A 12,187-nucleotide genomic window follows, 5' to 3' on the forward strand; every position below is an offset into this window, starting at 1 on the left:
GGGGAGTTCGGGATATTAATTTCTTCTTATTTAGACTCCAAAAAATCTATGCTTAACAACCTAATCCCCCAACAATTTGACTTGATCCCTTATTACGCACACAATGTGAAGGATCAAGGGATCAGGTTGAATGTGGTTAAACCGTGTGAACTTTACAGTTTCAGTACTGTTTTGTTCAACAACCGTAAATTGAAAAGAAAAATACATTTTGACATTCCACATTAACAATACAGTCACCATAAACGCACCGGCCTCCATTGTGTGGACGACCATCACCCAACCACACCTGATGAAACAATGGATGGGCGACGCATCCATGCAACTCGATATTCGAACCAGCTGGGCTATAAACAGTGCGATCATTATTGCAGGATTTCACCACCTGCCGTTTGAAAACAAGGGAACTGTGTTGCAATTTGAACCCGGCAAACGGCTTCAGTATAGCCATTTAAGTTCCCTGTCGAGACTACCAGACGAACCTCACAATTATTCGATCGTTACGTTTGAGCTCAATGCAGCCAATAATGCAACGATGTTAACGCTCACCATTGATAATTTCCCAACCGAAACCATTTATCGCCACCTGGCTTTTTACTGGCAAACGACCATTGTGCTCATAAAAAAGTTTATTGAAGAAAACCTGTCAGCCCTTACAACCACCTGACCATAACAGTTATTTAAAGCGGCTGCACTAAACGCAGCGGTCAACTGCCGAAACTGGAATAATCGCCATAGCTAGGGACGGAAAATACAAGCCGCGCCGGGTAAAGAATTGGACTTTTTTGTAGAACTCATAGCTATCTGTTCTAAATGAACTAATTACGTGATAATCACCTAATATTAAAAACCGATAAAAGGGCTTGCTATGCGTAGGGTATTTTTATAAATTTGTAGCGGAATAAACCATTATATATGGCTATTGACGCACCGGTAAAACCACATTACGAAGAGGATACGGATGTGCTTACCACATTGGACGAACCATACAGTTTAATTGTATGGAATGATGAGGTAAATACATTTGAATGGGTAATTGAAACCCTGATAGAAGTGTGCGGCCACTCCACAGAACAGGCCGAACAATGCGCTTATATTATCCATTTCCAGGGTAAATATGCCGTAAAACAAGGTTCTTACGACGAATTAAAACCACAATGCGATGCCATCACCGACCGTGGAATTGGCGCTACGCTTGAAGTATTGGCCTGATGCGGTCAACTAATGCACTCAGTTTTGCCTGCCACCGGCCCGTAGCCATCGGGCTCCTGAACAACACCTTACATTCTTCTTTTTGTCTATATTTACGCCAACCAACCACACTTCGGCATGCCTTTGTTTGCGCTGAATAAAGAGATAATTTTTCCACCCGTTCACCTCGCTGAACCAGATGGATTATTAGCTGTTGGTGGAGACCTGTCAACGGAACGTTTATTGCTGGCTTACCGGCAGGGCATTTTCCCCTGGTATGAAGGACAACACATTCTATGGTGGTGCCCCAACCCGCGTTTCATTTTAACGCCGGCCACCCTGAAAGTGAGCAAAAGCATGAAACAGCTGTTGAAAAGACAAGCATTTACTTTCACTACGAACAAAGCTTTTGCCGAGGTAATCAATAATTGCAAAAATATAAACCGGCCCGGACAAAGCGGTACCTGGATCACCAACTCCATGAAAGATGCCTACATCCGGTTACACAAGCAGGGATATGCGCACAGCGCTGAAGTATGGCTGAATGATGAACTGGTAGGCGGTTTATATGGAATCCGGCTGGGCAAAGTGTTTTTTGGTGAAAGTATGTTCAGTAAATTAAGCAATGCAAGCAAATATGCCTTCATCAGTTATGTTCAGCAGCTGCAGGAAGAAGGTGTACAGCTGATCGATTGCCAGGTATACACCGAACACCTGGAAAGCCTGGGCGCCCACATGATCCCCCGGGAAGAATTTATTGAGTTAATAAAAATGCTCATTCCCGAATAAAGAAAAAAAGGAGGCCTTCCGTAACAGAAGACGCTCCTTTAATGAATTAACAAGTATATATTACTTACTATACGTAGCTACCGAATAATGTTTCAGTGTAGTTACTTTCAACTGATCATTCTTCACATATACTTTCTTGTATTCCCTGAACTGATCGTGATTATCCATAAAACCTACGATACAGGAATATTTATCCTCCCCTTTTTGAATAACAGGCTTCGGTGCTTTTCCCATATCAGGGAGTTTCAACGTATCATCACCTTCCAGCTCTTCGTACTTTACTTTCATAATGTATTGAAAAGTTTTAGGTGTTTCATACAGCCTGACAGAAAAATACCAATCGTTCAATGGATTATCCGTTTTTTCCTTGTGTTCTGCCACCGGTTCGGGATTCACCGTAGCACGCTCGAGCGGCACTTTCTCTGCCGGAGCTTCTGCTTTGATAGGTGCGGCCGTTTTTGCCTCATCCGCTTTGGGTACTGCTTCTTTGGGTGCTGCCTCACGACACCCGGCTGCAAGCAAACAGCATAGTAACAGGTTGCGTCTTTTCATAGTGTGGGTTATTTATGTCGCCTTTCTTTCACAAGTTTAGTACCAAAAAAGTTGAGAAGCAGAAGTGTTAACTGGTATTGAGATCCATTTCACGATCATCTATTGACCATTCTTATGAAAAACTGATTTTCTTATTTGGGTAACGCTCAACATACTGATATACCAGTCCCCTGATATAATCATTTTCAGGATATGGGGTAAGATAATTCTTCAATTCTTCGCGGCTGGTAATGCCAACGCCTGCAGGTATATAGCCCATACCATAAAACTTGCCTTTTTCCATCAGGATACAACTGTGCTCATCACGCTGGTGACCCGCATCAACCACGGCGAAACTGGGCAGCCATTCTTCAAGCCATTGCAACGCCTGCAGAACCCGTTCGTTATATACTGCCACCGGTTCCTTATGCTCACAGGCGCCCAAACAGACAGCTTCACCACTTCCGGCACAGGGCCCGGGTGCTGTTTGCATAAAGCATAATTTCGGACATAAATTAAAACGCTGCATCAGCTGATTGACCAGGCGATGGCCTTCTATCAACAAATTGAATGTATACAGCGGTTGCAGGTGTTTTTTCTTTTTATCGATGGCCAGCCGCAGGTAGCCGCTATTGTCTTCGAACATATATAATCCATACGAATGGGCGAAGCGTTTCTGGCTGCTATTGAATTCGGGCCATAGTCTTTTGATCTCTACACTTTCCAGGATAAAAGCCATCAATTCGGTACTGCAAGATTGATAACTTATACTGAAGATATTCCGCAAAAAATCCTGCCGTTGCTTTCCTGCTCCATTATGCGTAAAATGACTGCTCACCCGGTATTTCAGGTTCTTGGCCTTTCCGACATAGATGACTTTCCCGGTTTGATTGTGGAAATAATATACGCCTGGCGTGTAAGGCAGCTGATCTACCTGTTCTTTAGGCAAATTGGGTGGCAGCGACTGTTCTTTGGCGCCCCGCTTTATAAATTGCTGGATATACGGCTCAGCGTTATGCTGCAGCAGGTGCTCCAGCAAACGTACAGTGGCATCGGTATCGCCCCCCGCCCGGTGCCGGTTGTAAATAGTGATACCAAAATGACGGCACAGGTTACCCAGACTGTAAGAAGGCAAACCGGGGAATACTTTTTTGGACAGCCGGACCGTACATAGCTTATTGCAGACCAGATCATAACCGGCTGCATCAAAATGATGTTTTAAAAAGGAGTAGTCGAAATTTACATTATGGGCTACAAAGATCTTTCCTTGTAGTAACTCGTATAATTTAGGCGCCAGTTCTTCAAAAGAAGGGGCATCGGCCACCATGTCGTTGGAAATGCCGGTTAACACCTGAATATAATACGGGATCGTTCGAACAGGCCTTACCAGGCTTTCAAACCGGTTTATAACAGATTGTCCATCATGCAACACAATAGCAATCTCCGTTATATCGTTATTGGCAGCGTACCCGCCGGTAGTTTCTATATCAACGATAGCGTACATAGATCGATCGTAAAGTTACAAAGAACCACCGGAAGCCCGAAGCCTAAAGCCGGAAGTCAGAAATCGGAAGTCAGAAGCCGGAAGCCGGAAACCTGAAGTCGGAAGTCAGAAGAGACTTAATGCTTAACACTCTTCATATTATTTCAATATATTGAATTTCAGACCTCGGACCTCAGACCTCAGACGTCTGACCTCAGACCTCAGACCTCAGACCTGAGACCTCATTAATCCTACCCATGCCTTTTTAATCCGTCCCGCATTGTTAAACCTCAAAAAATCCGTTGTCCATGCAAAAATTCAACATGCAGGAAGCCGGAGAAAAGAGGACTTTAGTAGCAGTGGTAGTAGTATTCTTCATTGCGCTGGTTCTGTTTTCTTACTGGTTTACGCAGGGTTAATGGCTTTGCCGTCATTTGAAGTAAACGCTTAGTATGGAGCGCAAAGCTTATGACCGTCACAATTCCCGCCTTTGTGCTTCATACTTTATTGTTACCCATTTTACCCGGTAATTTAACTGTAACCCGGGCCCGGACTGGCATTTTTAGCCTACCCCTCCCTGTTAACTTTGAGCTTTACGGCTGTGAGCAGCCTCATGCTCACTTAATTTTGATCAATAAGTTGTCCCGTTACCATATTTTGCTTTTTTTTTAAATAGGTAACATTTGCAGTTCTAACAACTGTGTATTATTTTTGTCTTGGCTTTATTTACATCAGCCTGGCATTTCACTGACCGTGTTATATCCTTCCTGAACAACCACGGCTTTAGTTTCTTTAATACCCTATACTTCGTAAGCCTGTGAAGACCGATTGCATGATCGTACTACGGATTTAATCATTCATTTAAAAAAAACGTAGCGTATGAAAAAGTCAACGCACAATCACTTCCATCTGGGCGAAAACGGTAAGGTAGCATTAATGGCAATTGGTTTTTTAAGCTTCATCATGTTGCTATCATACCTGTATTGGTATGCTTAGTTGTTAAGCTGGTACAACCTTACTGAAACACAAAAAAAGCTTCCGGTATCCCGACAGTGATATTGGACAAGGAATTATTTTGTAAGCATTCCGGAAATGGCGGGGTGCTTTTTTTTTGCCTACCCCCTAACGCCCTAAAGGGTGAATTAAACGAATACCCAAACGAATACCTCTGCCCATTTAACTTCAACCCGCCCCCCTGTAACCTGCAACCTGAAACCTGAAACCTGTAACCTGTAACTTGCATGCCCTACAACCTGAAACCTGTAACCTGCAACCTGAAACCTGTAACCTGTAACTTGCATGCCCTACAACCTGAAACCTGTAACCTGCAACCTGTAACCCTGCAACCTGTAACCTGCAACCTGTAACTTGCATGCCCTGCAACCTGCAACCTGCAACCTGTAACCTGTAACCCCTGCAACCTGTAACCTGTAACCCCTGCAACCTGAAACCTGAAACCTGCAACCTGTAACCTGAAACCCCTGCAAACTTTTCAATCCTGGCCTGAACTCCCCCTTCAGGGGGTCGGGGGGATTTACTACCTTTGCCCTCCCTTAAAAGGAGACTACATATCTATGGAACTAAGCAAAAACTACCAGCCCAAAGCGGTGGAGGACAAATGGAGTAAGCATTGGAAATCAAAAAGATATTTCAACAGCACGCCCGACGATCGAAAACCGTTCACTGTGGTGATCCCCCCGCCCAACGTTACCGGGGTATTACATATGGGTCATACCCTCAACGAAACGGTGCAGGACATTCTCGTGCGTAAAGCCCGCATGAGCGGCTTCAATGCCTGCTGGGTGCCAGGCAGCGACCATGCCTCTATTGCTACCGAAAGCAAGGTGGTTCAAATGCTCGAAAAAGTAAATGGCATTAAAAAAAGCGACCTCACCCGCGAAGAGTTCCTGAAACATGCTTTTGAATGGAAGGAAAAATACGGCGGCATCATTTACCACCAGATCGAAAAACTGGGCTGCAGTGTCGACTGGGACCGGGTTGCTTTTACCATGGATCATGACTACTACAAAGCCGTTATCAGGGTCTTCGTTGACCTCTACAATAAAAAAATGATCTATCGCGGCGCCCGCATGATCAACTGGGACCCCGCCGCAAAAACCGCCCTCAGCGATGAAGAGGTGGAATATAAAGAAGTACAGGGGACACTGTATTACGTAAAATATGCTGTTCAATCCGAAGCCGGAAGTCGGAAGTCAGAAACCGCAAATACGGGCACTTCTGACCTCAGACCTCAGACTTCAGACTTCATCATCATTGCCACCCAGCGCCCCGAAACCATTATGGGCGATACCGCCGTTTGCGTTAACCCGAATGATGAACGCTTTGCCCACTTAAAAGGCAAAAAAGTAATTGTGCCCCTGGTGAACCGGGCCGTACCGGTAATTTTTGATGAATATGTTGACCCTGCCTTTGGTACCGGCGCCCTGAAAGTGACTCCGGCGCATGACATCAACGACTATAACCTGGGTTTAAAACATAATCTGCCTGTTATTGACACCCTCAATGAAGACGGCACCCTGAATGAAGCCGCTGAGGTTTGCGTGGGTATGGACCGCTTCGAGGCGCGTAAAAAAGTGGTGGAAATGCTGCAGGAGCAGGGTCTGCTCGTGAAAGAAGAAGAGTACACTACCCGCCTGGGCTTCTCACAGCGCAGTCTGGCCGTTGTTGAACCACGCATTTCTACCCAGTGGTTTGTGACCATGCGCTCCCTGGCCGATAAAGCCCTGGCAGCGGTTAGCAGTGGTGAAGTAAGGATCCACCCCGGCGATAAATTCATGGCTACGTACCGCTACTGGCTCGAAAATGTAAAAGACTGGTGTATCAGCCGTCAGTTATGGTGGGGCCAGCGTATTCCCGCCTGGTACGACGACAATGGCAATTGCTATGTAGCCGAAACGGAAGAAGAAGCAGTACGCATGTGGGCAGAAAACATCCAGCCCGGCGCTACCGGCTCAATAACCAATTCTCCTTACACCAATCACCCGCTCCGCCAGGACGACGACGTGCTCGACACCTGGTTCTCAAGCTGGTTATGGCCTATAGAAGTATTTAAAGGCATTACCTATCCCGGTAATCCCGATATAAATTATTACTATCCCACGTCGGTGCTGGTAACCGGACAGGATATCATTTTCTTCTGGGTGGCGCGAATGATCATGGCCGGCATGGAATACATGAACGTAAAACCGTTCAGCGATGTGTACTTTACCGGTATGGTGCGCGATAAACTGGGCAGAAAAATGAGTAAACAGCTCGGCAATTCACCCGACCTGCTCATGCTGATCGATAAATACGGCGCCGATGCCGTTCGCTTCGGCATCATGATCTCCTCCCCTGCCGGTAATGACCTGCTGTTCGACGAAACCTCGCCTGAACAGGGCAGCAAATTCAATAACAAGATGTGGAATGCCCTGAAACTGGTGAAAATGTGGGAGGCAAAGGTCAGCGAGCGACCTTCAACAACGAATGGCCAGGCGCAGTTCGCCATCAACTGGTTTGAAAACAGGTTACAACAAGCCAAGGCCGACATTGAGCAACTGTACAAAGACTTTAAGCTCAGCGAAGGATTAAAAACACTTTACTCCCTCATCTGGGACGATTTCTGCAGCTGGTACCTGGAATGGGTAAAGCCCGGCATGGATCAGCCTATCGATAAAGCAGTATACGATAAAACCGTTTCCTTCTTTACCGATCTGATGCAAATGTTGCATCCGTATATGCCTTTCATAACCGAAGAAATTTATCAATTGCTGGCGCCCCGGGCGGAAGACCTGTGCATAAAACAATTTGCCCCCCTGCAAAACACCGATGCTATTGTATTGCGGGAAGGACAATTGCTGAAAGATGTAATTACCGGCTTACGCGATGTACGGGTTAAGAACCAGATCAAACCAAAAGAACCGATCAAACTATACATCCAGAGCGAAAACAATGAGCTGTACAAAGCCATTGAGCCCATTCTGAACAAGCAGGTGAATATTGAAGAATTAACATTTGTTACTGAGCCTGTAGCGCAAACCATTACAGCGGTGATCGGCAAGGACAAATTCTACATTGAGACTGAAGGCGCTGTAGATACCAGCGCGCAAAAAGAGGAGTTGTTAAAGGAGCTCGATCGCCTGAAAAAATTCCTTGAATCAGTTAATAAAAAGTTAAGCAATGAAAGGTTCATACAATCTGCACGGCCGGATGTCGTTCAATTAGAGCAAAAGAAAAAACTGGATGCCGAAGAAAAGATTAAGGTCCTTGAAAGTAGCCTTCAAAACCTCTAAGAGAACAACGACGGTTTCATATATCTTCAAAAGCATACTGTTCACTGCAGTATGCTTTTGTTATTTACAACCCTCAGCAATAGCGCAAAAGCTTAACCTCGATCAGCGGGTATTGATCAATATGATGGAGAACCGTTCGGAGGGTGTTACGAAACTGATGCAGGGTATTTCTGACAACACCCAGCTGGTATCAGTGCTCATTCCTGCTACCGTGGTAGCCGCCGGTTTGATCGATAACAATAAAATGACGCTCAAGAAAGGCCTGTATCTGGCAGAATCCGCCGCCGCAGCCACCTTCATATCGTATGGAATGAAATATTCCTTTAAAAGATCAAGACCCTTTATGGTTACCCCGGGCTTAACGGCTGCCGGAACAGGCAGCAGTCCCTCCTTCCCTTCAGGCCATACTTCAGTAGCCTTTGCATCGGCCACCTCACTCACCCTGGCTTATCCCAAATGGTATGTAGCCGTACCCGCTTACACGTGGGCTGCCTCAGTAGGTTATTCCCGCATGTACCTGGGCGTTCATTATCCCAGTGATGTGCTGGCAGGCGCAGTGATTGGCGCCGGCAGCGCCTGGCTCATGCACAAAGCCAATAAGTGGCTGTTCAGGAAAAAACCGAAAGATTAATTTGATAATTCGATAATTCGATAATTTGATAATGAGATACAACCCAAACGTCTTCCTCAAAGCAAACAACTGCATGTAAACTTATTTCTGCTGCTTTTTGGGGTTTACTTGCAGGGGAGTATTACATTATCACATTTTCACATTATCAAATCATCACATCGCCTTCATTAGCTAATCAGCACATCAGCTAATTAGCACATTATCCGGCGTATTCCATTATCACATCATCACATTATCAAATTATCACATCGCCTTCATTAGCTAATCAGCACATCAGCTAATTAGCACATTAGATTTGCCTGGCCCGGTTTTTTTTATATACTTTCTCAGCACCTGTAAGTCCACATATTAATCACCTATGATATCCTTTTAAAAGAAAGGAACCAATTAACATTCTTTAATTCATTTTTAATACTTGAGCGAATACTATAGCAAATATGGTATTCGCATAGCTATGTTTATACGTTATAGATAACAGATATAATCTATGTCAATAATAGCAAACGACTGCCAACCATCTATAAGAACCTTGTTTTTAGCTGGTTATTCTATAAAGCATACTTTTAAAACTTCAATTTTTCTATCTAATGAAACAAGACATTTCAAAACTCCTACAAAAGAAAAGAAAGAACATACTTGAAGACTGGATGAATTCACAACTCGCAGATGCGGGATTGAGAGAAGACCTGATGAGTAATGATGAATTGCGTGAACAAAGTGCTGAGCTGCTCGATTCATTGCTGAAAGGCATCACTGAAAAGAATCTGACCGATTTTAACGCAGAAGCCTTCGCACCCGTTTACGAGATCCTGTCTGGTATTTCTATCTCGAGGGCACGTCAGGGATTTTCTCCCCGTGAAACCGGTGTGTTTGTGTTCAGCCTGAAAGATGCTCTGTTGAAAACGCTTGTTACAGAATTACAGAACGACCAGGAAACACTGATGCAGGCCCTGGTCACCATCAATAAATTACTCGATAACCTTGGCATCATTACCTTTGAGACCTTCATTAAAGGCCGTGAAGAAGTGATCCTTCGCCAGACAGATGAAATAGCCGAAATTTCAACACCGGTAATTCAGGTGTGGGATGGTATTCTGGCATTGCCAATTATTGGAACACTTGACAGCGCCCGCACCCAGGTGGTTATGGAAAACCTGTTGCAGCACATCGTTGAAACAGGAAGTACTATTGCCATCCTTGACATTTCGGGTGTGCCCGCCGTTGACTCACTGGTGGCGCAGCATATCATTAAAACAGTAGCGGCTACCCGCCTGATGGGCGCTGAATGTATTATCAGCGGTATCAGACCCGAAATTGCGCAAACAGTTGTTCACCTGGGTATCGATCTTTCGAACATCATGACAAAAGCTACCCTGGCAAATGCCCTAAAACATGCTTTCAGCATGCTTAGACTCGACGTTAAACGAATTCAAAAAGAAAAAGAAAAATAAGAAGGACCTATGGACAGGATACCTATTCTCAGAATGGGGAAATTTTTACTCGTTACCATTCAAATTGACCTGTATGACCGGCTGGCTACTAACCTGGAAACTGACCTGGTATACATGGTTAACAAAACCGGGGCGAAAGGTGTTTTGATCGACATTTCTGCTTTAAGCATTGTAGATTCCTTTATGGGGCGCATCCTCGGTAATATCGGCAGTATGGCCCGGATCATGGATGCTGAAACTGTAGTGGTAGGCATGCAGCCTGCCGTAGCCATAACCCTGGTTGAACTGGGCCTTGAACTGAAAGGCGTACATACCGCTCTGAATGTTGAAAAAGGAATGGAATTGTTGAGAAACAAAATCAAAGATCTGGACTATGAAGAAGAAGATGAAATAGAAGCCAATGAGGATAGTACTGAATAAGGATACTATGAAAATAGAAAAGGAACAGGACGTTGTTCCTTTTCGCAATCGCGTAAAGGAATATGCGGTAAAGATTGGAATGAGTGTCGTCAATCAAACCAAACTAATTACCGCAGCCAGCGAGCTGGTTAGAAATATGTTGAAATATGCCAATGGTGGCATCACGGTCATCGAAGTGATCAGCGAAGGAAGGAACAGTGGCATCCGGTTGACCTTCGTTGACAAAGGCCCGGGCATCAAAGACATTGCGCTGGCCATGAAGGACGGGTTCTCCACCGGAAAAAGTCTGGGACTGGGATTGCCAGGCGCCAAAAGGCTGGTAAATGAATTTGAAATCAAAAGCAGTGTAGGCGAAGGAACTACTGTTTCAATAATCAAGTGGAAGAATGGGTAATGCACATGTTTTATTCAAAGCCAATGACAGGAGCTATTTCGCGATCCTGAAAAAAGAAATACGCGCCCTGGCCCTTACTCTCAATTTCAGCGAACGCCGCATCAGTGAAATTGATATTATAGTGGCTGAAATGGCCACCAACCTGGTAAAACATGCGGGGGGCGGACAAATACTCGCTAAGCTGATCCGGGAAAACGACCTCGACGGCATCGAGATCATGAGTATGGATAACGGTCCGGGTATAGCCGATATCAACAAAATGGTGCGGGATGGTGAAACCACTAAAAGCACCCTCGGCCTCGGGCTGGGTGCCATGCAGCGGTTATCAGATACATTTCAGATCTATTCGCAAAAGAACTGGGGCACTGTAATTTTATGCCGCAAATATGTGAAGGAGCCGCCCGGTCATGCAAAACAACCTGCGGCTGAAATAAGATCGGTAGTAATACCCAAACCGGGAGAAACCAAATGCGGGGATAGTTTCTTTCACATTGCAAACAAAAACCATATTAAATTATTCCTGGCCGATGGCCTGGGCCATGGTGCAGAAGCCGCCAGGGCTGTACAGGAGGCAGGCATGGCTTTTGCAATTTGCCAGGAGCTTCATCCTCCTGATATATTGCGCTTTATAAATTCATCGGTAAGAAAAACAAGGGGATTGGTTGGTATGGTCGCAGTGTATGATATAGCTAAGAAAATCTGGGAAATATGCGGTGTTGGAAACATTACCACCAAAATAAACGGGCCGTCCGTTAGCAAGAACTATATGTCGTATAACGGCATTATAGGGTTGAATGTGCCTCGTTTGTTACATACCCAAACGTTCATGCATGAAAAAGGCCAGTATATGATCATGTGCAGCGATGGCCTCCGCAGCCGGTGGGACCCCCTGAAATATCCAGGCATCCTTCGATACGATCTTTCGATGCTGGCATTGTCCCTGATAAAAGACTTTTCCCGCAATACCGATGACGCATCTGTAGCTATTTGTAAAATAAATAACTGATT

At 45.0% G+C, this 12,187-nt stretch carries 11 protein-coding genes; 9 read left to right on the plus strand and 2 right to left on the minus strand.

Features of this window, described 5'->3' with window-relative positions:
* Positions 1–208 precede the first annotated feature (208 nt).
* The 3 genes from JUB15_RS25905 (at position 209) to aat (ending at position 1,977) form a co-directional block, all read left to right on the plus strand.
* On the plus strand, positions 209–664 hold the full coding sequence (locus JUB15_RS25905) for an SRPBCC family protein (protein WP_242696522.1): 456 nt from the start codon (positions 209–211) through the stop codon (positions 662–664).
* 248 nt (positions 665–912) lie between these two features.
* Entirely contained in the window at positions 913–1,209 is a 297-nt protein-coding gene (locus JUB15_RS25910) for an ATP-dependent Clp protease adaptor ClpS (protein ID WP_207515569.1), read from the plus strand.
* A gap of 117 nt (positions 1,210–1,326) precedes the next feature.
* Positions 1,327–1,977, plus strand: coding sequence for a leucyl/phenylalanyl-tRNA--protein transferase (aat, locus tag JUB15_RS25915; protein WP_207515570.1), 651 nt, complete (start codon positions 1,327–1,329; stop codon positions 1,975–1,977).
* Positions 1,978–2,037: 60 nt separating this feature from the next.
* On the opposite strand, the gene JUB15_RS25920 is transcribed toward aat, so the two are convergent.
* The gene (locus JUB15_RS25920) at positions 2,038–2,529 is read right to left on the minus strand and encodes a hypothetical protein (RefSeq protein WP_207515571.1); all 492 of its coding nucleotides are present in this window, start codon (positions 2,527–2,529) and stop codon (positions 2,038–2,040) included.
* A 112-nt stretch (positions 2,530–2,641) separates the two neighbouring features.
* Complete coding sequence (locus JUB15_RS25925; protein ID WP_207515572.1) at positions 2,642–4,012, minus strand: exonuclease domain-containing protein; 1,371 nt, start codon at positions 4,010–4,012, stop codon at positions 2,642–2,644.
* A gap of 1,553 nt (positions 4,013–5,565) precedes the next feature.
* Between JUB15_RS25925 and JUB15_RS25930 the strand changes: the two genes are divergently transcribed.
* The 6 genes from JUB15_RS25930 to JUB15_RS25955 all read left to right on the plus strand — a co-directional run bounded on the left by JUB15_RS25930 (position 5,566) and on the right by JUB15_RS25955 (position 12,185).
* Positions 5,566–8,283 carry a valine--tRNA ligase gene (locus tag JUB15_RS25930; RefSeq protein ID WP_207515573.1) on the plus strand — a complete coding sequence of 906 codons (2,718 nt, stop codon included), beginning with the start codon at positions 5,566–5,568 and terminating at the stop codon, positions 8,281–8,283.
* A complete protein-coding gene (locus tag JUB15_RS25935; RefSeq protein WP_242696523.1) occupies positions 8,258–8,914 on the plus strand; it encodes a phosphatase PAP2 family protein in 657 nt (218 codons plus the stop codon). Before JUB15_RS25930 ends, JUB15_RS25935 begins: the two co-directional genes overlap by 26 nt.
* 587 nt (positions 8,915–9,501) lie before the next feature.
* The gene (locus tag JUB15_RS25940; RefSeq protein ID WP_207515574.1) at positions 9,502–10,365 is read left to right on the plus strand and encodes an STAS domain-containing protein; all 864 of its coding nucleotides are present in this window, start codon (positions 9,502–9,504) and stop codon (positions 10,363–10,365) included.
* A gap of 9 nt (positions 10,366–10,374) precedes the next feature.
* On the plus strand, positions 10,375–10,785 hold the full coding sequence (locus JUB15_RS25945) for an STAS domain-containing protein (protein WP_207515575.1): 411 nt from the start codon (positions 10,375–10,377) through the stop codon (positions 10,783–10,785).
* Positions 10,766–11,179, plus strand: coding sequence for an anti-sigma regulatory factor (locus JUB15_RS25950; protein ID WP_207515576.1), 414 nt, complete (start codon positions 10,766–10,768; stop codon positions 11,177–11,179). Before JUB15_RS25945 ends, JUB15_RS25950 begins: the two co-directional genes overlap by 20 nt.
* Positions 11,172–12,185 (plus strand): ATP-binding SpoIIE family protein phosphatase, encoded by a 1,014-nt coding sequence (locus JUB15_RS25955; protein ID WP_207515577.1) that lies wholly within the window; start codon positions 11,172–11,174, stop codon positions 12,183–12,185. Before JUB15_RS25950 ends, JUB15_RS25955 begins: the two co-directional genes overlap by 8 nt.
* Positions 12,186–12,187 lie beyond the last annotated feature (2 nt).

It is taken from the genome of Longitalea luteola, assembly GCF_017356035.1.
GTDB classification, from domain to species: domain Bacteria; phylum Bacteroidota; class Bacteroidia; order Chitinophagales; family Chitinophagaceae; genus Niastella; species Niastella luteola.